Below are 23,943 nucleotides of genomic sequence, written 5' to 3'. Positions count from 1 at the left end.
CCGACTTCCCCGGCCAGGTGCGCGGCGTCTCGTGGTTCGCCCCGGCGATCCTGCGGCTGGCCGAGCATGACGAGTGGCACGGCGCCCAGCTGGTGCGGCAGAAGGTCGGCGCGCTGCTGACCGGCTTCATTGTCACCCCTGATGGATCGATGCCCTTCGGTGGCGAGGTGTCGCAGGGCGCTCTCATCGCCGGCATGGAGCCCGGCACGCTGTTGCCCCTCCTGCCGGGTCAGGACGTTCGCACCACCACGCCGCCCGCCATCGCGCAGGAGGCGAACGACTTCGGCCGCATCACCCTGCACGAGATCGCCGCCGCGCTCGGCCTGCCCTATGAGGTGCTGACCGGCGACCTCGCCAGCGTCAACTACTCCTCGATCCGCGCCGGCCTCGTCGAGTGGCGCCGCCGGGTGGAGATGACCCAGCACAACGTGATCGTGTTCCAGGCGCTGCGCCCGATCTGGCGCCGCTGGGCGATGATCGAGAGCCTGCAGGGCCGCCTTGCCGCCCGCCCGCAGGAGCTTCTCCCTGTGCGCTGGATCACCCCGAAGCAGCAATGGGTCGACCCGGCCAAGGACGTGCAGGCGGAGATCGAGGCGATCAATGCCGGGCTGATGAGCCGCCGCGAGGCGGTTGCCGCGCGCGGCATGGATGTCGGCGCGCTCGATGCCGAGATCGCCGCCGACAAGGCCCGCGAGACGCGCCTCGGCCTCGCCTTCACCGCGCCCGCCAAGGTGCCCCCCGCCGCCGCCCCGGCCATCCCTGTCACGGAGGAAGGAGCATGAACGCCCCCGCTGACATCCTCACCCGCCGCGCGCCGCTTCCCGCCTCCAGCTGGGATGCCGACAGCCAGACCTTCGAGGCCGTGCTCTCCACCGGCGCCGCTGTCGAGCGCTGGGACGTGCACGGCCCCTATGACGAGATTCTCCTCCTGTCGCAGCCGGCCTGGCCCGCCCGCGTGCCCCTGCTCGACAGCCACGGAAGGGAGAGCGTGGACCGCCAACTCGGGAGCGTCGACACGCTGCGCGTGGTCGGCGGGGACCTCCTCGGCCGCGCCACGCTCTCCCGCCACAATCCCCGCTCCCGGCGCATCGCCGCCGAGCTGACGGACGGTGCCACCTTCGGCATCTCCATCGGCTATGGCGTCGAGCGCTGGTCCGAGCGCACCAATGCCAAGACCGGCCGCCGCGAGAAGGTGGCCGAGCGCTTCACCCTGATCGAGGCCAGCCTCGTCGTTGTCCCCGCCGACCCGCATGCAGGCATCAGGAGCCACGACATGACGGTCAGCACCGAGCCGGCGCCCGCGCCCGCTCCCTCCACCCCGGCCCCCGCGCCGTCCCTCAACCCGCCGGCCGCCATGGAGCGCTCGGCGATCAACATGGAGATTCGTTCCATCGCCAATGTCGCCGGCCTCGACCAGGGCTGGATCGACAGCCAGATCGACGCCAACGCCACCACCGACGCCGCCCGTAGCGCCGCCTTCGCCGCCATGCAGGCCCGCAGCGCCCCGCTGCAGACCTTCCACCCCACGGTGGCGACCGTCGCCCACGATCATGCCGACCCGGCGGCGATCCGCTCCGCCATGGGCGAGGCTCTCGCCCATCGCCTCGCCCCCGGCCGGGTGAAGCTGGAGGGGCGCTCGCGCGCCTATGCCGGCTTCCGCATGCTGGACATGATCGGCGACCTCGCCCAGGCGCGCGGCGAACGTCTCAACCTGCGCGACCAGAACGCGCTGATGGAGCGCGCCGTCGGCGCCCATTCCACCAGCGACTTCCCCCTGCTGCTGGCGGACGCGGCCAACAAGGCCCTGCTCGCCAACTATGCCGCCGCCGAGCCGACCTATCGCCTCATCGCCGCCCGCCGTTCCTTCACCGACTTCCGCGACCACTCTTTCCTGCGCATCGGCGACTTCCCGACCTTCCAGGAGACCAACGAGGCCGGCGAGCTCAAATACGGCACGCTCTCGGAGAACCGCGAGAAGGTGCGGGCGAAGGAGCTGAATGCCGGCATCGCCATCGGCCGCCGCGCCCTCATCAATGACGACCTCTCGGCGCTGGCGGACTTCTCCTCCATGATCGCCATCCGCGCCGCCAGCGACGAGAATGCCCGCGTCTATGGCCTGCTCGCCGCCAATGCCGCCCTCTCCGACGGCAAGGCGCTGTTCCATGCCGACCATGGCAACAAGGCCACCACCGGCGCCGCCCTCTCGGTCGCCTCGGTGGCCCTCGCCGTCGCCTCCCTGCGCAAGCAGAAGAGCCTCGACGGGGTGCCGCTCAACCTCGCCCCCCGCTTCCTCGTGGTCGGGCCGGACACCGAGCTTGCCGCCCGCCAGGTGCTCGCCGCCATCACCGCCGCCAAGGCGGGCGATGTGAACCCGTGGGCGGGCACGATGGAGCTGGTGGTCGACGCCAACATCATCGGCACTGTCTGGTACGTCATGGCGGACCCCGCTGCGGCGCCCTGCCTCGTCTATGGCTATGTCTCCGGCGCTGAGGGGCCGCAGATCCGCACCGAGATCGACTTCGACACCCGCGCCGTCAAGGTCGCCGCCGGGCTCGACTTCGGCTGCGGCGTCATCGACTTCCGTGGCCTCTACAAGAACGAGGGCGCGTGATGGCGGTCAAGGACAGCCTCGAAGACCGCCTTGCCAAGCTGCGCAAGATGCGCGCCGACGGCGTCCGCCGCCTGCGCTACACCGACGGCAAGGAGGTCGAGTATCGCACCGACAGCGAACTGGCCGCCGCCATCGCCGACGTCGAGCGCCAGATCGCCGGGGCAAATGCCCCGGCGAAGGTCGTCTATCTCGCAACCAGCAAAGGGCTCTGACGATGGCGCGGCTCGAAAAGAAGCATGCCTCGCCGCCGGGCGCATTTCTGCCCGCCGAGCGGCCGAGCGCCCGGCGGTTCTCGACCAAATCCGGCGTCGAGCGGACGGTCAAAGGTCTTCTCGCCGCCGGCATCGCCGAGGAGCGCATCGTTGGCGTACGCGTCACCGACGAGGGATTCGTCGTCATGCTGGGCGAGCCCCAGTCCACCGACGTCGAGAAGAACGAATGGGATGAGGTGCTGACGAAATGAGCCCCCGCCGCCTGCCCAAATGGTGCTCCGAGTTCAAGGACCGGCACGGCAAGATGCACGTGCGCTTCCGGCGCAAGGGGCAGGAGACCTATTACTTCAAGCACACGCCGTGGTCGGACGGCTTCATGAAGGAATATCAGGCGTGCCTCGAAAAGAAGGCAGCGCCGCGCATTGAGCCCGGCGCCCGGCGTGCAAAGCCGGGCACGTTCTCGGACCTGATTCCTCGCTACTACCGCTCGCCCGAGTTTCTCGGCCTTGCCGACAGCACGAAGCGCAACTACCGCCGGCAGATCGATGGCTTCCGGCTTGAATATGGCGATAAGCGCGTGCGGCTCATCGAACGCCGCCATATCAAGGCGATTCTCGGCAAGATGAGCCACACGCCGGAGGCCGCCAACGGCCTTCTCGATCGGCTGAAGACCCTTATGGCCTTCGCCGTCGACGAGGACATGCGCAAAGACAATCCGACCATCGGCCTGCGCGGCTTCAAGGTGAAGACAGATGGGCTGCATACCTGGACCGAGGAAGAGATCGCAGCCTTCGAGGCCAAGCATCCCGTCGGCAGCCGGGCGAGGCTCGCCATGTCCCTGATGCTCTACACCGGCCAGCGGCGCTCGGACGTCATTCGGATGGGCTGGCAGCATGTTTCGGATGGGCGCATCAAGATTCGCCAGCAGAAGACCGGCAGCACTCTGGAGATCCCGATCCACGAGGAGCTCGCCAAGGTGCTGGCCTGCACATCGCGCGACAATCTGACCTTCCTCATGACCGAGCAGGGCCGCCCCTTCTCGGCGGCGGGCTTCGGCAACTGGTTTCGCGATCGCTGCGACGATGCCGGTTTGCCGCAGTGCTCCGCCCATGGCCTGCGCAAGGCAGCGGCGCGGCGCATGGCGGAGGCCGGTTCGAGCAACCAGCAGATCAAGTCGATCACGGGCCACAAGACCGAAGCGGAGGTGTCTCGCTACACGAAAGCGGCGGAGCAGCGCGTGCTGGCCGAGCAGGCCATGCCGCGCCTCGGCCGGCGCAAAACGGGAACAGAAATGGCTAACCCGGCCGCCGAAGTTAGCCAAACAGAGGAATAAACCGCGATGTTTCAGCCGCCGAAGGGCGGTGGTGGCCTCCCGGAAGGGAATCGAACCCCTGACCCCAGGTTTAGGAAACCTGTGCTCTATCCTGCTGAGCTACCGGGAGTGACCGCGCGTACATGAACCCAATTGGGCGCTCCGATCAAGAGCCTGCCGTCGTGGCGTGGGGAAGGGTGGCGGCGCGCCGGCGCGGGCTCGGCAAGGGGGATTGGCAAGGGGGATGGGCCGGGGGGCCCTGCGGGGTGGGCGAAGACGGGCCGTTCGGCTAGGATGAGGCCGGGCGCGGATCGCTCGTCGCCCGGCTGCCGCCTCGTGCCGGTCGACCGTCGGCCGCCGCGGGTGGGGGCGCGCAAGATCGGGGGTGTCATGCCGGGACGCCTGATGGCGGCGCAGCCGATCCGGGTCCGCTGGCGCGCCCGGTGGCGTCTGCATGTCCGGCGTCTGCATGTCCGGCTTTCCCCTGCCGCGGGACGGGCCTTCGCCATGCGCTGCGGCGCCGCGCTCTGCCTATTGTTCGCGGCCGGCGCGAGCGCGGATACGGCCCCGAAAGCCGACTCGGATGCCGTCCCGAAATCCGTCTCCTGCCCGGACCTCGCAAGCCCCCAAGGGACAGGCGAGCATGGGATGGACGAGCGTGAGACGGGCGGGCATGGGCCGTTGGAACAGGCGCTGGTCACGACGGTGAGCCCGGCGGGCGACCTGGTGCTGGCCGACGGCACGGTGCTGCGGCTGGCCGGGCTGGCCGGCGGCGGCGCCGGGGCGGAGGTCGTCTGGCGCGCGTGGCTCATCCGCCGGGTCGCCGGACGGGACATCGTTTTCGCTGCCAGTGGGCCGCCCGACCGTTATGGCCGCCGCCCGGTCTTCGCCCGCGACATCGCCGTGCCCGGCGGGGCAGCGGCGCCGGTGGCCTCGCTGCAGCAGGCGCTGCTCGGCGAGGGACTGGCGCTGGCGCGGCCGGAGGCGAGCGTGCTCGGCTGCCTGCCGGCCCTGCTGGAGGCGGAGGCGTCCGCCCGTCGCGCCAGGCGCGGCCTGTGGCGCCGGCTGCCGCTGGACGCCCGCAATGTCGCGGCCATTCGGGCCGAGCAGGGCCGCTTCACAATCATAACAGGCCGGATTCTCGACGTTGGAAAGACGAGCCGAGTGGATTACCTCAATTTCGGCCGGGTTTGGCGTCAGGATATGACCGGTCGGATCGAGGCTCCGGGCCGAATCGCGCTCGAAGCGCGCGGCTTCGCGCCGGGAGATCTCGCCGGTCGCCGCGTCACCTTGCGCGGCACGGTGTTCGAATCCGGCGGGCCGGCGGTGGCCATCCGCCGTGCCGGGCAACTGGACTTGGACGACGACGTCGGCGACGACGTGGGCGGCTACATGGGCGGCTACATGGGCGAAGGCAGGGGCCGGGCACGGCCGACGGGGGACGAGTGAGCGCAGGAGCGGCGACATCGAGGCCGGAGTTCGCGGCGCCAGAGTGGTGCGCGCGGACGCGCGTCGGCGTGCCCGGGTTCCTGGCGCGTGCGCTCGCGCGCTGCGTCGCGCGCTCCGTGCTGCTCGGCGGCGTGCTGCTGCTCGGCGCCTGCGCCGGCCTGGTCGACAAGCAGGCTTCCGCTCCCTCGCCGCCGACCCGGATGGAGGAAAGCCTCACCCCGGCGCAGCGCAAGGAGCATGAACGGCTGGTCGCCTCCTATGGCGGCGCCTATAACGACCCCCGGCTGCAGAAGCAGATCGAGGGCGTGGTGACCCGGCTGGTCGCCGCCTCGGAGCGGCCGGACCTGCATTACCGCGTCACCATCCTCAACTCGCCGGCGGTCAACGCCTTCGCCCTGCCCAACGGCTCGCTCTATGTGACGCGCGGGCTGCTGTCGCTCGCCTCCGACAATTCCGAGCTGGCCTCGGTGCTGGCGCATGAGATGGCGCATGTGATCGCCAATCACGCGGCGACCCGCGAGGACCAGATGAAGCAGGCGGTGCTGGTCAGCCGGGTCATTTCCGACGTGGTCAACGATTCCGATCTCGGCGCCCTCGCCCTGGCGCGCAGCCGGGTGTCGCTGGCCAGCTTCTCGCGCGGACAGGAGCTGGAGGCGGATGCCATCGGCGTCGGCATCAGCTCGCGCGCCGGCTTCGATCCCTATGGGGCGGAGCGCTTCCTCACCACGATGAGCCGGCAGGCCGGCATGCGCTCGACCTCGATGAGCCAGAGCGCCAGCCCGGATTCGCCCGATTTCCTGTCGAGCCACCCGGCGACGCCGGAGCGGATCTCCATCGTCATGGCCAATGCGCGCGAATACGCCTCCCCGGACAAGCCGGGCGAGCGCGACCGCAAGCAGTATCTGGCGGCGATCGACGGGCTGGTCTATGGCGACGACCCGAAGGAAGGCTTCGTGCGCGGCCGCCGCTTCTTCCATCCCAAGCTGGGCTTCACCTTCACCGCGCCGCAGGGCTTCACGCTGGAAAACACCTCGCAGGCGGTGCTCGGCGCCAGTTCGTCGGGGCGCGAGGCGCTGCGGCTGGACGCGGTGCGCGTCGCCGGCGACCAGAGCCTGGCGAAGTATCTCTCCTCGGGCTGGATCGAGGGCGTGGAAATATCCACCGTGGAAAGCCTGGTGCTCAACGGTTTTCCGGCCGCCACCGCGGTGGCGCGCGGCGACCAGTGGTCGTTCCGCATGTTCGCCATCCGGTTCGGCAGCGATGTCTACCGGCTGATCTTCGCCGCCCGCGTGCTGACCCCGGAACTCGACCGTGGCTTCCGCGAGGCGGCGGAGACCTTCCGCCGGGTCTCCATCGAGGAGGCGGACAACGTCAAGCCGCTGCGGCTGCGCGTGGTGACGGCCGGCCTTACCGACACGCCCGAGCGTCTGGCCAGCAAGATGGAGGTGCAGGACAAGGCGCTGGAGCGCTTCCTGATCCTCAACGGCCTCAACCGCGGCGACAAGCTCGGCTATGGCGAGCAGTACAAGATCATCGCGGAATAACCGGGCGCTCAGGCCGAGAACGCCCCGCGCGGCACGTCGGGCCCGTTGGTGAGGGCGAAGCGCAGCTTCTCGATGGCCCGGCTCTCGATCTGCCGCACCCGCTCCTTGGAGATGCCGAGCCGGGCGCCGAGCACCTCCAGCGTCTCGCTTTCCTCGTTCAGCCGTCGTGCCTTGATGATGCGGAACTCGCGCTCGTTCAGCCCGCGCAGCGCGCCGATCAGCCAGCGCCGGCGGCGCTCACCGTCGATCTCGTGCGTCGCCTGCTCGTCGGGGAGGGGGTCCTGCGCCACCAATTGGTCGAGCCGCTCGGTGCCTTCCTCCTCGCCGGCGGCCAGCGGGGCGTTGAGCGAAAGGTCGGGAATGTTGAGCCGCGCGTCCATGCGCGCCACCTCGGTGGAGCTGACGCCGAGCTTTTCGGCGATGGAGCGATGCAGTTCCTCCCGCGTGGGCGGCGCCGCGCCTTCATTGGCACGCTCCAGCCGCCCCCGCACCCGCCGCAGGTTGAAGAACAGCGCCTTCTGGCCGGAGGAGGTGCCGCCGCGCACGATCGACCAGTTGCGCAGCACATAGTCCTGTATGGCGGCGCGGATCCACCAGGTGGCATAGGTGGAGAAGCGCACGTCGCGGGCGGTCTCGAACCGGGCGGCGGCCTCCATCAGGCCGATATGGCCCTCCTGCACCAGGTCCGACATCGGCAGCCCGTAATTGCGGAAGCGCCGGGCGATGGAAAGGGCGAGGCGCATATGGGCGTGGATCAGCGCGTGCAGCGCCTTCTCGTCGCGCTGCTCGCTCCAGCGGCGGGCGAGGTCGTATTCCTGGTCGCGTTCGAGCAGCGGCGTCGCCATAGCGGCGCGTGCCAATTGGGTGTGGCGGCCGGCCTGCTCGCTCATGCGCGTCTCCCCGAAGCTCTCGGGCCCGCACCGGGCGGCGCGCGCAGGCGGTCTTCCTGCCGCCGGACGCACGGCTCCCATGCCCGAACGGGGCATCAACGCGCGGCCGCGGCGGAAGTTCCCGAACCGCCGGGCGGAAGGCGTCATGCGGCCATGAAAGCGGCCATGAAAAAGGCCCGGCGCGGGCCGGGCCTTGATCGTGTCCGGGCGGTGGCCGGGCCGGCGCCTCAGGCGGCGGCTTCCTCGGTATCCGTCTCGTCGTCGGCTTCGCCGGTCTCGGCTTCGGCTTCCGCTTCCACCTCGCCCTTGCCCAGCCGGCGCGGGCCCTTGAGCAGGTTCTGCTCGATCAGCTTGATCGCCTCGGTCTCGGTCAGGTTGTCGACGGCGGCGAGTTCGCGCGCCATGCGGTCGAGCGCGGCCTCGTAGAGCTGGCGCTCGGAATAGGACTGCTCGGGCTGGGCCTCGGAGCGGTAGAGGTCGCGCACCACCTCGGAGATGGCGACGAGATCGCCGGAATTGATCTTGGCCTCATATTCCTGCGCGCGGCGGCTCCACATGGTGCGCTTCACGCGGGCGCGGCCCTTGAGGGTCTCCAGCGCCTTCTTCAGCACGGCCGGCTCGGAGAGCTTGCGCATGCCGACCGAGGCGATCTTCGGCACGGGAACGCGCAGCGTCATCTTGTCCTTGTCGAACTGAATGACGAACAGTTCGAGCTTGAAGCCCGCAACTTCCTGGTCCTCGATCGCCACAATGCGTCCGACGCCATGGGAGGGGTAGACGATGTGCTCGCCCGTCTTGAAACCCTGGCGGATGTTGCTGGACGGCTTCTTGGTCGACGTCATTCTGTGCCTGCTCCTGGGTCTCGGTTCATCCGGCGCCGCGTCGCCCTCGGCGCGCTGCCGCCTGCGGCTCGGCCGCAGGGAAAAGAAACACCCCGACGTCCCGCGGATGCGGGAGCCGTACTTCAGCCGTCGACGGAAAATTCAGGGAAGCCCTTCCTGCGGCGAAGGCCGCACGAGGAGCGAAGGCCCGACATCAGTTCCGGGAGGGGCGCTCCGGTACGGGAGCGTTGCGCCATGGCAAACCCAATCGACTGCACGAAGGCCTGTATAGCACAAATCTGGGGAGAATCAAAATACTGCCGCATTGCAGCGCACGCATCCGCGCCGCCGCTGGCATGGGCAGCGGCCGGGAGGCGCCACGGGGCGCGGACGTGCCGTTAGGGACGTCGCTCAGTCCTGCTTACCCGGTTCGGGTGAGAGATACTGTAGCTTGTCGGGCACACCGTCCCATTCCTTCGCTTCCGGCAGCGGCTCCTTGCGGTCGGTGATGTTCGGCCAGACCTTGGCGTAGTCGGCGTTGAGCGTGAGCCATTTGTCGAGACCCGGCTCGGTGTCCGGCTTGATCGCCTCGGCCGGGCATTCCGGCTCGCACACGCCGCAGTCGATGCACTCGTCCGGGTGGATGACGAGGAAGTTCTCGCCCTCATAGAAGCAGTCCACCGGGCACACGGAGACGCAGTCGGTGTATTTGCACTTGATGCAATTATCCGTGACTACGTAGGTCATTTACTCGATCTCCGTGCGGGGCATGTGGATTAGGCGCGCAAAACGGCCCCGCGAGGCTCCCCCTAGCGCACCTGCCGGCACGGCGCAACAAGCATCCCGAGCGGGTTACGCATGGCTGCCCGGCGCGTCGCCCGGCGCCAACTCCACATAGGTGGTGGTGGCGGCCTGCGCATCCCCCCGCCGTTCGATAAATCCGGTCACCCGCCAGAGCCGCACCCGGGCATCGAGCGCCAGCGTCAGCACGTCGCCGATCCGGACCGGATGACCGGGCGCGGTGACGCGCGCGCCGTTCAGCCGCACCCGCCCCGCCCTCACCAACTGGGCGGCGGCGCTGCGGGTGCGCACGCAGCGGGCGTGCCAGAGCCAGACATCGAGGCGGTGGCGGCCAGTTTCCGCCTCCGGCGGACGCGGCCCGTGATCGCGCACGCCCCCGCTCACACCCGCCTCGCCATCCCCGGCCCGCGCGCCGGCTCAGCCGCCGTTCTTCTCCGCCTCCATCCGCGCCTTCAGCGCGAGCAGGGCGGCGAAGGGCGAATCCGGATCGACCGGCTTGTCGCGGCGGGCATCGTTGCGGTTGTCCGGGCGCGCGGCACGGTCCGGCCGCTCGCCCCGATGGTCGGAACGCGGCGGGCGATTGCCGTGCTCGCGGCGGTTTTCGTCGCCACGGTTTTCCGGGCGACNCGGCTCGCGCTCGCCCTCGGTGCGCTCGGGGCGGCGCTCGCGCCGGTCCTCGCGGGGCGGGCGGCGGCCGCGCTCGGCATTTTCCGGCCGCTCGGCGCGGGCCTCGGGGCGCGCACCCTCGGCCGGGGTCTCCGTGCGCGGCGCGCCGCGGCCCTGCGCGGCGTCGCGCGCGCCATCACGAGGCTGCCCGCCCTTGCGCGGCTGGTGTGCCGGGCGGTTCTGCCCCGGCGGCCGGCCCGGGCGCCAGATCTCGATCATCGCCGGCTCGGCCGGTGCCGCGGCGACAGCCTCCTCGGTCGCGCCGTCGCTCGCGGCGGTCGCCTCCGTGGTGGCCTCTTCCGTGGTGGCCGGATCGCCCGCGACAGGGGCGGTCTCACCCATGGATGAGCCGGCTGCGGAGGTTTCGGTGGCCGAGGTTTCGACGGCGGGCGATTCGGCCACGGCCTCCAGCGCCGGCTCGACCGTCTGGTCGAACACCGGGTCGGTGAACACCTCGCCGCTCACCGCGGTGCCTTCGGCCACGACTGCTTCGACGGCGGCGGCCGGCTCGGCGGCGGGCACCTCCTCCAGCGCCGGCTCGATCGTCTGGTCGAAGGCGACATCGGTGCCGACCGGCACCTCCGGCGCGGCGGCTTCAGCCACCGCAGCTTCGGCCACGACGGCGTCGGGCGCGACGGTCTCAGGTGCGGCAGCCGCCGCTTCAGGCGCCACCTGTTCGGTCCCGGCAACCTCGGTCTCGGCAACGTCGGTCGCGGAAGCCTGAGCCTCCGCCACTTCCGACGCGGCCGGCTCCGGCACCGCCGGCGCTTCCACCACCGGCGCCGGGCGGCGCTCCATGCGGTAGCCGAGCGAGCGCAGGATCGAGGCGAAGTCCTCGCCGGCGCAGCCCGCCAGCGAGGTCATGGCGACGGTGGCGATGAAGCCGTTGCCGTCATACGCCCCCGCCGGCTTCTCGCCGGGCGAGCTGGGCCGCCAGGCCAGGGCCGGGCGGATGAGGTCGGCGAGGCGCTCCAGAATGTCGACCCGCACCGCGCGCTCGCCCGCCACGCGGAAACCGACGGCGCGGTAGAGGCCCTTCTGGATTTCCGGGTCGACCGGGATCGAGGTGCGGCCGGAGGCGGCGAGGTGCGGAAGTTCATCCAGCCCCTTCTGCTGCAGCCCGCCATGCTTGAGCGCCCAGAGCTGGGCGGCGAGGGCGCGCGGCGCCGGCTTCAGCAGCGCGGGAATATAGATGTGGTGGGCGCCGAAGCGCACGCCATGGCCGCGCAGCACCGCGCGCGCGTCCTGGGCCAGCGCCTTCATCTCCTCGGCCACCCGGTGGCGCTCCAGCACGCCGAGCGATTCGACCAGCTGGAAGGCGATGCCGCGGGCGATTCCGGTGACGTCCTCGGCCTTGCCGAGGGCGAGGAGCGCGCCGAGCAGCTTCTCGATATGCGCCTTCAGCCACAGCTCGATGCGGGCCTGCACGGCGTCGCGGGCCGGCCCCGTCAGGTGCTCGTCGGCGATCGCCTTGAGGCGGGGGGCGAGAACCTCCTCGCCGGGAATGAGCTTGGCCACGGGATCGCCGATCCAGCGCAGCGTGCCGTCGGTCGACAGCACGAAGGCGTCGTCCGGCGCCTCGGAGAGACGCGTGGCTCGGGCCTCGATCTCGCCGGCGAGGGCCTTCTGCGCGGCGGCGCGCAGCGCCTTCGCCTCCGGTCCGCCGGCGGAAGCGTCCGCGGCGAACTGGAAGCCGAGCAGATGGCCGATCACATGGCCTTCAACGACCACGTCGCCGGTCTTGGTGATTTCTGTTTCGAGCATCGCGTTCTCTCGCAGGCGTCTCATCAGCACGCTGGTCCGGCGGTCGACGAAGCGGTGGGCGAGCCGCTCGTGAAGCGCGTCGGACAGCCGGTCCTCCACACGCCGCGTGACACCCTGCCAGTGTTCCGGGTCGTCAAGCCAATCCGGCCGGTTCGCCGCGAAGGTCAAGGTACGGACCTGCGCAATGCGCCCCGACAGGGTGTCTATGTCACCTTCCGCTCGGTCCGCCAAGGCCACTTGTTTGGCAAACCACTCGGTCGACAGCCTTCCTCGCCGCATCAGGTCGTCATAGACCGTTGCCACCAGGTCGGAATGGGAGGCCGGGGAGACCTTGCGGTAGTCCGGCAACTGGCAGGCTTCCCATAATCTTTCGATCGCCTGCGGGCTGGCCGCCAGCCGGCGGATCGCCGCATCGGCGCCGACCCGCTCCAGCACCAGCACGTCGTCGGCGGTGGGCGCGCGGGTCAGCCCCTCCTCGCGCGGGGGAATGGCCAGCGAGCGGTGCAGGCCCTCGATGGAGGAGAAATCGAGCTGGCTGTTGCGCCATTGCGCCATGCGGTGCGGCTCGAAGGCGTGCGCCTCCAGCCGCTCCACCATCTCGGCGTCGAACGGCGTGCAGCGCCCCGTCGTGCCGAAGGTGCCGTCGCGCTGGGCGCGGCCGGCGCGGCCGGCGATCTGCGCCATCTCGCCCGGGTTGAGCCGGCGGAACTGCCAGCCGTCGAACTTGGTGTCGCCGGCGAAGGCGACATGGTCGACATCGAGATTGAGCCCCATGCCGATGGCGTCGGTGGCGACGAGATAGTCGACATCGCCATTCTGGTACATCGCCACCTGGGCGTTGCGGGTGCGCGGCGAGAGCGCGCCCAGCACCACCGCCGCCCCGCCCTGCTGGCGGCGGATCAGCTCGGCGATGGCGTAGACCTCGTCGGCGGAGAAGGCGACGATGGCCGAGCGGCGCGGCAGGCGGGTGATCTTCTTCTCGCCGGCGAAGGTGAGGTTGGACAGGCGCGGGCGCACCAGGATGTTCACCCCCGGCAGCAGCTTCTCCACCAGCGGGCGCATGGTGGCGGCGCCGAGCAGCAGCGTTTCCTCGCGGCCGCGCCGGTTCAGCAGCCGCTCGGTGAACACATGGCCGCGGTCGAGATCGGCGGAGATCTGGATCTCGTCCAGCGCCACGAAGGCGACGTCGAGGTCGCGCGGCATCGCCTCCACCGTGGCGACCCAGTAGCGCGGATTGGCCGGCTTGATGCGTTCCTCGCCGGTGATCAGCGCGACATTGTGCTCGCCGGCGCGCTCCACCAGCTTGCCATAGACCTCGCGGGCGAGCAGGCGCAGCGGCAGGCCGATCAGCCCCGAGGAATGGCCGAGCATGCGCTCGATGGCCAGGCTGGTCTTGCCGGTATTGGTGGGCCCCAGAACCGCGGTGACGCCGCGCGCGCGCTGCGCGGGCAGCAGGGGCCTGGTGTCGGGGCGCAGATGGGCCTGCGGGGCGGCGATGTTCATGAAGCCGTTCAGCTGAAGCCGTTCAGGTAAAGCCAGTCAGGTGGCGCCGTCGCGTGGCCGCAGCGGCGGGCGCCTTTTAGCACGGGAAGCGGGATATGGGGACGCCCCCGGCAAATTGCCCGCCCGCGCGGCGCGGGCCGCGTCGACGGCTCAGGGCATGCCGGCCTTGGTGGGCCTGGAGCGGGCGCCGGCCAGTTCCTGCGTCTCGAACGCTTCCGCCTCGAGCTGGGCGATGCCGATCGCGGTGGTCACCGAGGCGCGGAACGGCACCAGCATGCGCGTGCCCGCCACCGGCGCCAGCCAGACATACATTTCCTTGTTCTTCATCATGTACTTCACCCCGCTGCGGTTCGGCTTGTGGCCGGAGACGGGGCGGTAGGCGATGCGGCACACGACGGCCGGGCCGGCATAGCCCTTCGGCGCCTTCACGTGGTCGATGCGCTCGAAACTGAGCACGAGGTCGTAGCGCTGGCGGCCGTCGAAAATGGCAAGCGTGCGCTCGCAGGCCCTGGCCGAGACCGGCTCGTCGCTGCCGGGCACCAGGAACAGCGCCGCCGTCATCGGGTCGAAGATGCCCTTCTTGTCCTTGTCGGCCACCGGCACCCGGTCGGCGGAGGGGAAGACCGGCGGCTCGACGCGCATGTCGGTGACGCCGGAGGCGTTCATCACCAGCCGGATGGCCTCGCTCTTCTTGTCGGTCTCGGCTTCCATGGCGAAGCTGCGCGGCGCCAGCGTGCCGCGGCTGATGGCGCCGCGGGCGCCGGCCGTGCCCTTGCCGGTGGAAATCGCCCGCACCACGCCGGTGAGCCGGGCGCTGCCGGAGGCGATGTAGGAGCTGTCGTCGACCTCGATCAGCAGCGCCGCGCGGCCGAGTTCCAGCCCGCCCAGCGACAGGCGGTAGCGCGCCTCAAGACGCCCGTCGGCGAGGGCTTCCGTGACCATCGAGCCGGCGCCGGCGAGCGCCATGAACGCCGTGAGGTACACCCGCAACATGAAGGCACATTCCCGAATCGCCCCGGCCTGCCGGGCAAGCCGTCAATTTATCCCTGTTTCGGATGTGCGGGGAAGGCGGCGGAACTGTGACTCGGCCCGTCACGAACGCGCCATTGCCGCGGGCCCTGCGCGTCGACCATGGCCGGCGGCCTTGACGGCGCCGGGGTCGGCCCTTATAGGAGCGCACTCTAATTTCCACGGATGCCGCATGCGGGATCGACGGGCGCTTCAAAATGCCTGCGACGCATCGGTTTTGATACAAGGAAGTCCACGATGTCGCGTCGGTGCGAACTTACCGGGAAGGCGGTTCTGACCGGCAATCTCGTGAGCCACTCCAACCGCAAGACCCGTCGGCGCTTTCTGCCGAATCTGGTGAACGTCACGCTCACCAGCGACGTGCTGAAGCGGTCGGTGAAGCTGCGCGTGAGCGCCAATGCCCTGAAGACCGTCGATCATCGCGGCGGCCTCGATGCGTTCCTCATGAAGGCCCGCACCGAAGAGCTGTCGCCGAAGGCGGCCGAGTTGAAGCGCGCCGTCGCCAAGGCGAACGTCGCCGTCGCGAGCGCCGCTGCCGCCGCCTGAGCCGATGAAGCTCGCCGGCACCGAGATCACGGCCACGAGGCTCGTCATTCCCGTCATCGCCATGATGGCGGTGGTGGCGGCCTCGAACGTGCTCGTCCAGCATCCCGTCGAGCAGTTCGGCCTCCAGGAAATCCTCACCTGGGGCGCCTTCACCTATCCGCTCGCCTTCCTGGTCAATGACCTGACCAATCGCCGCTTCGGCCCCGCCGTGGCGCGGCAGGTGGTCTATGTCGGCTTCGCCCTCGCGGTGCTGCTGTCGATCGGGCTGGCGACGCCGCGCATCGCGCTGGCCTCGGGCACGGCTTTTCTGTTCGGCCAGCTGCTCGACATCGGCGTGTTCAACCGCCTGCGCCGGCTGAGCTGGTGGCAGGCGCCGCTGGCCGGCAGCCTGTTCGGCTCGGCGGTGGACACCGCGCTGTTCTTCTCGCTCGCCTTCGCCGGCGACGCGGACATGTCGTTCCCCGTCACCTACGCTTCCACCGGCATCACCGTGCCGCTGTGGGTGGGGCTGGCCTATTTCGATTTCCTGGTGAAGCTGGGCTGCGCCCTGCTGGCGCTGCTGCCCTATGGCGCGCTGATGGGCTGGCTGAAGCCCTGGGGCGTCGCGCCCGGCACCTCCCGCGCCGCGCGCTGACCGCTCTCCTCCACCGCCTTACTCGACCACCGCGAAGCGCAGCAGCAGCGTGCGCTGGAGCGCGGAGAAATTGTCGTCCGAGATCAGGGTCAGGATCAGCTCGCCCGCCGCGTTGCGGTGCAGGGCGAGGCCTTCCATGTTGTCGATGGCGGCCAGCCGGTTGGCGCTCATCACCAGCTCGCCCTCGATCGCCGCGCCCGGCCTGATGTCGCTCAGCGGGAAGCGGCGGATGCGCAGGGCGACGCCGCGCAGGAAATCGAAGCGCCGCTCCAGCAGATAGACCATGCCGTCATCGGCCAGCGCCGCATCGGTGGCCGAGAATTCGTCGATCCGCTTCAGCGTGAAGCGCCCCATCGGCACCGGCGCGTCGAACGGGCCGAACAGGAAGCCGGGCAGCACCGCCGGGTCGTCCGGGCTTTCCTCGGCGATGACGATGATGGCCGCCGGCACCCCGCCGGGCGGCGCCAGCAGGGCCTCGGGGCCCTGATTGCCGCCGAGCCGCATCAGCGCCGGGTCGGAAACGAGCCGGCGGCCGGCGGCCTCGAGCGGGTTGGCGCCGGGAAACAGCCAGACCTCCTGCTTGCCCTCTATGCCGACCAGCGTGCCCGAGGGTACGCGGACCAGCGATTCCACATCGCCGCGCCCCTGCGACGCCAGCGTCCTGCCGCCGCTCGCCATCATCGGCGCCATCCGGGCATCGGTGATGCCGACCGGGCGGTCGCCTTCGCTGGCGATGCGCCCGGTGAGCCACCATCCCTTGTCGGTGATGGCGAGGAACTCCGCCCCGTCCGGATCGACCACCAGGCCGGACAGGCCGCCGAAAGTGGCGGTCGGCGAGGTCAGGACCAGCCCGCCGCGGAATTCGAGCCGGCCGAAGCGGCGCGCGCCGCCGGCGTCGAAACGCTCGATCGGCGACGCCTGGACGGTGACCGGCGCGGTCTGGGCGAGAACCGTTCCGGGCGCGGCCGGCACCAGCATGGCGGCCAGCAGGGCAAGCGCGAAACGGGTCAGGAGCGGGGGGGAGGTGATGCGCATCGACAGTCCTTCAGTGCCGGGTCGGCAGCATGCGCAGGAGCAGGCCGTCCCGCCGCAGGAAATGGTGCCACAGCGCCGCCGCCACGTGCAGCACGACGATTGCCGCGATCACATAGGCCAGCACGACATGGACCGCACCGGTCCAGCCAAGGCTCTTGCCGAGGGCGGTGACGGTGACCGCGCCGAGGATCGGCTGGATCAGGATCAGCAGATAGAGCAGGCCATGGGTGGCATGGGCGGCGACCTGCGTCAGCCGGCTCATTCCCGCCGGCAAGGGCGGGGCGCTGTGGGTGAGCCGCCAGAAGATGCGCAGCCCCGCCAGCGCCAGCACCGCATAGCCGGAATAGAGATGGAGCCGGAACAGGTAGAAGCGCGGCTCCGAGCCCCGCTCGAAATAGCCCCAGCTCCAGCCGGTGGCGAACTGCAGAAGCACCAGCGCGGCGATCAGCCAGTGCAGGGTTCGGGCGACGCGGTCGTAACGGCCTGCCATGCGCACGGTCTCTCCGGGGGCCTCGTCACGGGTGGGTTCCGCCGGCGAATCGCGACGGCGCGGAACCGCATATTGCGGTGCGATTCCTTTCCGTGCCATTTCATGTGACATGCCAAGGGGGGAGCGAACATTGCCATCTGCGCATCCCACGGATCGCCCGTCCAGCCGGAAGGCGCGCCCGGCGGCCGCGCCCGCGCGTGCCGCGCGGCTAAGCGCCGCCGCCGATGACGGAACCGGGGGAGGCGGGCGGCCGAAGACCCCCACCCGCATCAAGCGCATCGCCGCCAAGCGCAACGCCATCCTCGATGCCGCGCTGTCGCTGTTCTCGCGCTACGGCCTGCACGGCACCACGGTGGAGCAGATCGCCCGCAGCGCGGCCGTCTCCAAGACCAATCTGTTCTACTATTTCGCCTCCAAGGAAGAGGTCTATGTCGGGGTGTTGAGCCGGCTTCTCAACGAGTGGCTGGACCCGCTGCGCGAATTGCAGCTGGAGACCGACCCGATCGAGGGCATCAGCGCCTATATAAGGCGCAAGATCCGCTTCTCGCGCACCCACCCGGAAGCCTCGCGCCTGTTCTGCCTGGAGGTGGTGCAGGGCGCCCCGCTGCTGCGCCGCGAGCTGGAGACCGCGCTGAAGGAGCTGGTCGACGCCAAGACCGAGGTCATCCGGGGCTGGACCGCCGCCGGCAAGCTGGCGCCGATCGACCCTCACCACCTGATCTTCGCCATCTGGGCGACGACCCAGCACTATGCCGACTTCGCACCCCAGATCGACGCCCTGCTTGGCAAGGGGCTGGACGACGAGGCCTTTGCGGAGGAAGCTACGCGCAACGTTCAGCGGATTATACTTGATGGACTGCGCGCCAGATGATGCCTCCGGAAGCGCGGTCGCCGGCGACGCTGCTTCCCGTGCGGCCGCCTTCGCTACTCCGTTACCGGTAATGAGGATTATCCGATGAAGCGCCGCGCGCTGCTCCTGACCGCCGCCGGCGCTTTGCTCGCCTCGCTTCCGCTGCTCGCCGCCGCGCCGGACGTGCGGCCTCCGGTCGCCACGTCCAGGCCGCTCGACGTCGACGCCCTGCTCCACGACCCGCACACGCCCACCTTCGGTAATCTCTCGGGCGACGTCACCATCGTCGCCTTCTTCGACTATAATTGCGGCTACTGCCGCAAATCGCTGCCGGAACTGGAGCGGCTGGTCGCCGAGGATGGCGGGATCCGCATGGTCTACAAGGACTGGCCGATCCTGGCCGAATCCTCCGTGGTCGCCGCCCAGCTCGCCCTGGCGGCGAACTACCAGGGCAAGTATCTCGCCGCGCACAAGACGCTGATGAAACTGCCGGCCAAATCCTCGACCGAGGGCATGAGCGAAGCGCTGGCCGGCGCCGGGATCGACCGGGCCATGCTGGCCAAGGACCTCAAGACCCATGCCGGCGAGATCGGCGCGCTGCTCAAGCGCAACAACGAACAGGCCGAGGCGCTGGGCCTGCCCGGCACGCCGGTCTATCTGGTCGGCCCCTACAAGGTGGCGGCGGCGCTCGACTATCAGGGCTTCAAGGACGTGGTCGAGGACGCCCGCCAGCGCGCGGCGGAGAAATAGCGCGCGTCAGCCCTCCAGCAGCCCCGCCACCTGCGCCAGCACCGCCTCGGGCGGGCGCGAGGTGTCGAGCCGCACCCAGTCGAGCGGCCCGGGGTCGCGCCCTGCCTGCCAGCGCACCACCTCGGCGGTGGCGTCGGACGCGTCGCCGCGCCGCGCCGCCACCCGCCCGGTGAGCGCGTCGAGCGGGGCCTCCAGCCACAGGCCGAGGAAATCGACGCCGCATTCATGGGCGAGCGCGGCGATCTGCGCCCGCTCCTCCGGACGCTGGTGCACGGCGTCGACGATCACGGCGTGGCCGGCGGCGAGGATCGCCTCCGCCCGCGCGTGCAGCGTCTCGTAGACCGCCTGCGTCGCCTCGATCGAATAGGCTTCCTGCGGCAGCCGCTCCAGTTCCGGCGTGCCGTTGAGGCGCTTGCGCTCGACATCCGAGCGCAGATGCACCGCGCCGGGCATTGGGCCGAGCCGCGGCGCCAGCGCGGCCGCCAGCGTGCTCTTGCCGGTGCCGGAAAGCCCGCCCACCGCCACCAGCCGCACCGGACGGGGGGCGAGCGCGCTCTCGGCGAAGGCGAGATAGGCGCGCGCCTCCTCGCCTGCCGCGGCGCGGCCGGAAGCGTCGCGGAACCCGGCCGCCGCCGCCGTTACCTGCGCCCTGATCGCCGCGCGCAGGGCCAGGAACAGCGGCAGCGCCGCCAGCCCGTCATAGGGCGGCGCCTCGCCGCAGGCGGCGAGGTAGCGGTTGAGCAGGAGATTGGCCTCGAAGCCGTGCCCGCGCATGGCGATGTCCATGATGAGGAAGGCGAGGTCGTAGAGCCGGTCGGTGGTGGCCAGTGCCTCGTCGAACTCCAGCGCGTCGAACAGCACCGGCGCGCCGTCGACGCGCACGATGTTGCGCAGGTGCAGGTCGCCATGGCAGCGGCGCACCTCGCCCGCCGCCGCCCGGCGCGCCAGCAGCGGCTCCAGCCGGTCGAAGGCGTCGATCAGGCCGGCCTCCAGCGCCGAGACCCGCGCGGGCGGCAGCAGGCCCGGCGCCTCCCTCAGCCCCGCCACGACATTGCGCGCCACCGCCCGCAGCGCGCCCCCCGAAGTGCCGGCGACCACGGGCGCGCGCCGGTGCGCGGCCTCCACCGCCACCGCCAGCGCGGCGATCAGCGGACGCGACAGGCCCTCGCGCGCGGCCACCCGGTCCAGCGTCGCGTTCTCGTCGAAGCGGGCCATGTGCACCGCCCATTCCACCACGTCGCCGTTCCCCTCGCCCTCGGCGCCGAGATGCAGCGTGCCGGCCTTTGCGACGATGGGAACGAGGCCGAGATAGAGGCCGGGCGCGGTGGCGCGGTTCAGCTCCAGCTCGCGGGCGCAGGCCCGCCGGCGCCTGTCCAGCGTCGAGAAGTCCATGAAGGAGTAGCGCACCGCGCGCTTGACCTTGTAGACGTCGGGCCCGGCGAGAAAGACCGCCGCGCCATGGGTGTCGATGCGAATGACCGGGTCCGTGCGCCCATGGGTGGCGGGGTTGGCGAGCAGGGCGAAAACCGCTTCCTGGTCGGCGACGACATGGTTGTTGGCACTCATGGCCGCATCTAACCCCGCTCCGCCGGCCCGCGCCATCCGGCAACTGACGCAGGCAACGTCCTCCCCGGGCGATTGACAAGTGGCCCCGCGCCGGTTTCCCCCTATGGCACTCCCTCCCGCCGCCAGGAACCCGCCGTGACCGATCCCGCTTCCTCCCCGCGCCTGCCCGGCTTTGGCAGCGACAATGTCGCCGGAATCTCCCCCGCCATCCTCAAGGCGCTCGCCGCCGCCAACGAGGGTGCGATGCCTTCCTACGGCGCCGACGCGATTTCCGCCCGTGTCGAGGCGCGGTTCGCCGCCCTGTTCGAGCACGAGGTGAAGGTGCTGCTGGTCTCCACCGGCACCGCCGCCAACGCGCTGGCGCTGAGCGTGCTCACCCCGCCCTGGGGCGCGGTGCTGTGCCATGCCGACAGCCATATCGAGAACGACGAATGCGGCGCCCCGGAATTCTTCACCGGCGGCGCCAAGTTGGTTCACGTGCCAGGCGTGGGCGCCAAGATCGACCCGGACGCGCTGCGGGAAGCGGCGCAGCGCAACCGCGGCGACGTGCATTGCGTGCAGCCCTCCTGCGTCTCCATCACCCAGGCGAGCGAACTGGGCACGCTCTATTCGCTCAGCGAGACCGCCGCCATCGGCGCCGTGTGCCGGCAGGCCGGCCTGCCTCTGCACATGGACGGCTCGCGCTTCGCCAATGCGGCGGCGGCGCTCGGCGTCCGCCCGGCGGAGATGACCTGGAAGGCCGGCGTCGACATCCTCTCCTTCGGCGCCACCAAGAACGGCGCCATGGGGGTGGAGGCTCTCGTGCTGTTCGACCCGGCGCGGGCCGGCGAGCTGGCGTTCCGCCGCAAGCGCGGCGGGCACCTCGCCTCCAAGATGCGCTTTCTCGCCGCGCAGATGGAGGCCTATCTCGAAGGTGACCTCTGGCTCGCCAATGCCCGCCACGCCAACGCCATGGCGGCGCGGCTCGCCTCCGGGCTCGGCGGCGTGGGCGGCGCCGAGATCCAGGGCGCGGTGGAGGCCAACATGCTGTTCGTGCGGCTGCCTCAGCCGATGACCGACGGGCTGCTGGCGCAGGGCTTCCGCTTCTACACCGAGCGCTGGGGCGTGGGCGTGGTACGCCTCGTCACCTCCTTCGCCACGAGCGAGGCCGATGTCGACCGGCTCGTGGGCGCGGCGCGGGCGCTCGCCTGACGCGTCCCCCGGACCGGGCTCAGCCCCCGCCGACGATGCGGGTGAATGCCTGCGCGGCCCGGCGCACCTGCTCCGCGCTGACGTCGAGATGGGTGACCACCCGCATCCGCCGGGCGCCCTCGACGCCGAACCGGATTCCGTGCTCGCGCAACCGGCTGGCCACGGTGCCGGCATCGAGCTGGCAATGGGTCAGGTCGAGGAACAGGATGTTGGTCGCCACCTCGGCGGGGAACACCGCGACACCGCCCGCGCCATCGACCAGCCCGGCGAACAGCCGGGCATTGTCGTGGTCTTCGGCCAGGCGCTGAAGGTTGTGCTCCAGCGCGTAAAGCCCAGCGGCGGCGATGAAGCCGGCCTGCCGCATGGCGCCGCCGAGCCGGTGCTTCCAGAACAGCGCCTCTTCCATGAAGCCGCTGGAGCCCGCCAGCACGGCGCCGACCGGGCAGCCGAGTCCCTTGGAGAGGTCGATCCAGGCGCTGTCGAAGCCGCGCGTATGCGCCGACATCGGCTCCCCCGAGGCGACCGCTGCATTGGGCAGCCGGGCGCCGTCCATGTGCGCGGCGAGGCCATGGGCACGGGCGAGGGCCGCGACCTCGCCGAGAGTGGCGGTCGGCCAGACGCTGCCGCCGCCGCGATTGGCGGTCTGCTCGACGCTGACCACCCGGCTGCGCGGCGAGCGGTGGCGCGGGGCGCGGATCGCGGCCTCGACCTCGGCCGCCTGGAACACGCCGTTCGCGGTCGGCAGCGTGCGGAACTGCGCGCCGGCGAGCGCCGAGGCGCCCGCGCCCTCCGAGCCGAACACATGCGCATTGGCCGCCGCGATGATCTCGTCGCCGGGCCGGCAATGCACCAGGAAGGCGATCTGGTTGCACATCGTGCCGGAGGGCAGGAAAAGCGCCGATTCCATGCCGAGCAGGTCGGCGACCCGCGCGTTGAGTTCCAGCACGGTGGGGTCTTCGTCGCGCTGCTCGTCGCCGACCCTCGCCTTCACCATTGCCGCCAGCATGGCGGGCGAAGGCCTGGTCGAGGTGTCGGAAATCAGGTCGATCTCGATGGGAGGGGTCACGCGCGGGCACTCCGCAGGTGATGCTGGAGCCGGTCCATGAAGCGGTGCACGTCGTCCTCATCGTTGTAGAAATGCGCGGCGGCTCGCAGGTGGCCGTCCTTGCTGGCGACGCGGATGTCCTCCTGTTCCAGCACGGCCTCCACCCTGTCGGCGCTGGCGCCTTCCAGGTCGAAGCTGACGATGCCGGCGCGCTCGAGCCAGGGGCGCGGCGTGCGCAGCTTGAGCTTGGCCCGGTCGGCGCCCTCGATCAGCAGGTCGGTGAGATGTCGGATGCGGGCCTCGATGGCGCCCAGCCCGATGGCGCCGATGAACTGCGCCGAGCGGCGCTGCACGGCGAGGCCGATGAAGTTCGGGTTGCCATATTCGAAGCGGTGCGCGTCCGGCGCCAGTTCGGGCTGTTCCTCGGTGCGGTCGAAGGTGGCGAAGGAGTATTTCGCCGCGAAGGGCGGGCGGAAGCGCTCCAGCGCGTCGGTCGCGACATGCATCAGCCCGGCGCCGGCGACGCTCATCTGCGCCTTGTGGCCGCCGGAGGCGACGACATGGGCGCCGAGATCGTCGATGCGGCGGTCGAGCACGCCGATCGCCTGGATGCCGTCGATCACCAACAGCACGCCCTTGTCGCGGCAGAGCTGCGCCAGCGCGTCGACATCGGCGCGCTCGCCGAGGCCGTAGCTGACCCAGGCGACGGACAGGATGCGGGTGCGGGCGTCGATGGCGGCGCGCAGCGCGTCGGTGGTCACCCGGCCGTCCGGCCCGCCGGCGACGACGCGCACCTCCACGCCGCGCCGGGTGAGCGGGCGCCACGGGAAGGTGTTGTTCTCGTGCTCGGCCTCGGAGATGACGACGTTGTCGCCCTCGCGCCAGTCGAACCCCTGGGCGACGATGTTGATGGCTTCCGAGGTGTTCTTCACCAGCGCCAGCGTCTCCGGCCGGGCGCCGAAGGTCGCGCCGACGACGGCGCGGGTGATCTCGACCTCGCCCATCGAGAAGGCGCGGCGGCCGGTGGCGCGGGAGTCGATGTCGGCGAACCAGTCGGCGGCGGCCTGGGCGGCGCAGCGCGGCAGCAGCGCCTTGCGGGCGATGTCGAGATAGGTGGTGAACTGCGTCGCGGGGAATTCCCGGCGCAGCAGCGCCCAGTCCGGCGTGCCGTCGGCGCGGCGCGGGATCGGGACGGCTTCATCGTGCGGAGGTGTCGTGTTCTTGTTCATCGTGT

Annotated in this window: 23 protein-coding genes and 1 tRNA gene; 12 read left to right on the top strand and 12 right to left on the bottom strand. The window is 70.6% G+C overall.

Annotated features, from left to right (window positions below; translation table 11 throughout):
• The 5 genes from KHC23_RS18815 to KHC23_RS18795 all read left to right on the top strand — a co-directional run.
• A partial coding sequence (locus tag KHC23_RS18815; RefSeq protein ID WP_213374651.1) for a phage portal protein occupies nt 1–782 on the top strand: 782 nt, incomplete at its 5' end.
• Complete coding sequence (locus KHC23_RS18810) at nt 779–2,611, top strand: prohead protease/major capsid protein fusion protein (RefSeq protein WP_213374649.1); 1,833 nt, start codon at nt 779–781, stop codon at nt 2,609–2,611. The genes KHC23_RS18815 and KHC23_RS18810, both read left to right, overlap by 4 nt.
• Nucleotides 2,611–2,823 carry a phage head-tail joining protein gene (locus KHC23_RS18805; protein ID WP_213374647.1) on the top strand — a complete coding sequence of 71 codons (213 nt, stop codon included), beginning with the start codon at nt 2,611–2,613 and terminating at the stop codon, nt 2,821–2,823. The genes KHC23_RS18810 and KHC23_RS18805 overlap by 1 nt, the downstream gene beginning before the upstream one ends.
• A gap of 2 nt (nt 2,824–2,825) precedes the next feature.
• Nucleotides 2,826–3,074 (top strand): hypothetical protein, encoded by a 249-nt coding sequence (locus KHC23_RS18800; protein ID WP_213374645.1) that lies wholly within the window; start codon nt 2,826–2,828, stop codon nt 3,072–3,074.
• Nucleotides 3,071–4,156, top strand: coding sequence for a tyrosine-type recombinase/integrase (locus KHC23_RS18795; protein ID WP_213374643.1), 1,086 nt, complete (start codon nt 3,071–3,073; stop codon nt 4,154–4,156). The genes KHC23_RS18800 and KHC23_RS18795 overlap by 4 nt, the downstream gene beginning before the upstream one ends.
• A 32-nt stretch (nt 4,157–4,188) precedes the next feature.
• Here the strand turns inward: KHC23_RS18795 and KHC23_RS18790 are convergent.
• A tRNA-Arg gene (locus KHC23_RS18790) sits at nt 4,189–4,265 on the bottom strand.
• 260 nt (nt 4,266–4,525) lie between these two features.
• Here KHC23_RS18790 and KHC23_RS18785 point away from each other — a divergent pair.
• Together KHC23_RS18785 and KHC23_RS18780 are read left to right on the top strand one after the other, a co-directional pair.
• Nucleotides 4,526–5,584, top strand: a complete 1,059-nt coding sequence (locus KHC23_RS18785) for a nuclease (RefSeq protein ID WP_246544769.1) — start codon at nt 4,526–4,528, stop codon at nt 5,582–5,584.
• A gap of 68 nt (nt 5,585–5,652) precedes the next feature.
• Nucleotides 5,653–7,128 carry a M48 family metalloprotease gene (locus KHC23_RS18780; protein WP_213374641.1) on the top strand — a complete coding sequence of 492 codons (1,476 nt, stop codon included), beginning with the start codon at nt 5,653–5,655 and terminating at the stop codon, nt 7,126–7,128.
• Between the two features lie 8 nt (nt 7,129–7,136).
• Here the strand turns inward: KHC23_RS18780 and KHC23_RS18775 are convergent, their stop codons facing one another.
• From KHC23_RS18775 to KHC23_RS18750, 6 genes are all read right to left on the bottom strand, one after another.
• Entirely contained in the window at nt 7,137–8,018 is an 882-nt protein-coding gene (locus KHC23_RS18775; RefSeq protein ID WP_213374639.1) for an RNA polymerase factor sigma-32, read from the bottom strand.
• Between the two features lie 227 nt (nt 8,019–8,245).
• Nucleotides 8,246–8,860, bottom strand: a complete 615-nt coding sequence (locus KHC23_RS18770) for a CarD family transcriptional regulator (RefSeq protein ID WP_213374637.1) — start codon at nt 8,858–8,860, stop codon at nt 8,246–8,248.
• Nucleotides 8,861–9,250: 390 nt separating this feature from the next.
• A complete protein-coding gene (gene fdxA, locus KHC23_RS18765) occupies nt 9,251–9,586 on the bottom strand; it encodes a ferredoxin FdxA (protein WP_213374635.1) in 336 nt (111 codons plus the stop codon).
• A 105-nt stretch (nt 9,587–9,691) separates the two neighbouring features.
• A complete protein-coding gene (locus KHC23_RS18760) occupies nt 9,692–10,024 on the bottom strand; it encodes an RNA-binding S4 domain-containing protein (RefSeq protein ID WP_271188683.1) in 333 nt (110 codons plus the stop codon).
• 33 nt (nt 10,025–10,057) lie between these two features.
• Nucleotides 10,058–13,573 (bottom strand): helicase-related protein, encoded by a 3,516-nt coding sequence (locus KHC23_RS18755; RefSeq protein ID WP_213374633.1) that lies wholly within the window; start codon nt 13,571–13,573, stop codon nt 10,058–10,060.
• Nucleotides 13,574–13,723: 150 nt separating this feature from the next.
• Nucleotides 13,724–14,566, bottom strand: a complete 843-nt coding sequence (locus KHC23_RS18750) for a DUF3108 domain-containing protein (RefSeq protein WP_213374631.1) — start codon at nt 14,564–14,566, stop codon at nt 13,724–13,726.
• 273 nt (nt 14,567–14,839) lie between these two features.
• Between KHC23_RS18750 and rpmB the strand changes: the two genes are divergently transcribed.
• On the top strand, nt 14,840–15,148 hold the full coding sequence (rpmB, locus tag KHC23_RS18745) for a 50S ribosomal protein L28 (RefSeq protein ID WP_213374629.1): 309 nt from the start codon (nt 14,840–14,842) through the stop codon (nt 15,146–15,148).
• Nucleotides 15,149–15,152: 4 nt separating this feature from the next.
• Complete coding sequence (locus KHC23_RS18740) at nt 15,153–15,782, top strand: queuosine precursor transporter (RefSeq protein WP_213374627.1); 630 nt, start codon at nt 15,153–15,155, stop codon at nt 15,780–15,782.
• 18 nt (nt 15,783–15,800) lie between these two features.
• Here KHC23_RS18740 and KHC23_RS18735 read toward each other — a convergent pair whose 3' ends face one another.
• Complete coding sequence (locus KHC23_RS18735; RefSeq protein WP_213374625.1) at nt 15,801–16,817, bottom strand: esterase-like activity of phytase family protein; 1,017 nt, start codon at nt 16,815–16,817, stop codon at nt 15,801–15,803.
• 10 nt (nt 16,818–16,827) lie between these two features.
• On the bottom strand, nt 16,828–17,307 hold the full coding sequence (locus tag KHC23_RS18730) for a cytochrome b (RefSeq protein ID WP_213374623.1): 480 nt from the start codon (nt 17,305–17,307) through the stop codon (nt 16,828–16,830).
• A 130-nt stretch (nt 17,308–17,437) separates the two neighbouring features.
• On the opposite strand from KHC23_RS18730, the gene rutR reads away from it, so the two are divergent.
• Nucleotides 17,438–18,178: an HTH-type transcriptional regulator RutR gene (gene rutR, locus KHC23_RS18725; protein ID WP_246544768.1), complete on the top strand. Its 741-nt coding sequence runs from the start codon at nt 17,438–17,440 to the stop codon at nt 18,176–18,178.
• Nucleotides 18,179–18,262: 84 nt separating this feature from the next.
• On the top strand, nt 18,263–18,907 hold the full coding sequence (locus tag KHC23_RS18720; protein WP_213374619.1) for a DsbA family protein: 645 nt from the start codon (nt 18,263–18,265) through the stop codon (nt 18,905–18,907).
• 6 nt (nt 18,908–18,913) lie between these two features.
• On the opposite strand, the gene KHC23_RS18715 is transcribed toward KHC23_RS18720, so the two are convergent.
• Complete coding sequence (locus KHC23_RS18715) at nt 18,914–20,473, bottom strand: bifunctional aminoglycoside phosphotransferase/ATP-binding protein (protein ID WP_213374617.1); 1,560 nt, start codon at nt 20,471–20,473, stop codon at nt 18,914–18,916.
• A gap of 135 nt (nt 20,474–20,608) precedes the next feature.
• On the opposite strand from KHC23_RS18715, the gene KHC23_RS18710 reads away from it, so the two are divergent.
• On the top strand, nt 20,609–21,664 hold the full coding sequence (locus tag KHC23_RS18710; RefSeq protein ID WP_213374615.1) for a threonine aldolase family protein: 1,056 nt from the start codon (nt 20,609–20,611) through the stop codon (nt 21,662–21,664).
• A 19-nt stretch (nt 21,665–21,683) separates the two neighbouring features.
• Here the strand turns inward: KHC23_RS18710 and KHC23_RS18705 are convergent, their stop codons facing one another.
• On the bottom strand, nt 21,684–22,730 hold the full coding sequence (locus KHC23_RS18705) for a threonine aldolase family protein (protein ID WP_271188682.1): 1,047 nt from the start codon (nt 22,728–22,730) through the stop codon (nt 21,684–21,686).
• The gene (locus tag KHC23_RS18700; protein WP_213374614.1) at nt 22,727–23,938 is read right to left on the bottom strand and encodes an aminotransferase class V-fold PLP-dependent enzyme; all 1,212 of its coding nucleotides are present in this window, start codon (nt 23,936–23,938) and stop codon (nt 22,727–22,729) included. Before KHC23_RS18700 ends, KHC23_RS18705 begins: the two co-directional genes overlap by 4 nt.
• Between the last annotated feature and the right edge of the window lie 5 nt (nt 23,939–23,943).

The sequence above is a fragment of the Ancylobacter dichloromethanicus genome (assembly GCF_018390645.1).
Classification (GTDB): Bacteria; Pseudomonadota; Alphaproteobacteria; order Rhizobiales; family Xanthobacteraceae; genus Ancylobacter; species Ancylobacter dichloromethanicus.
This window is presented reverse-complemented; position numbering and strand designations above follow the sequence as displayed.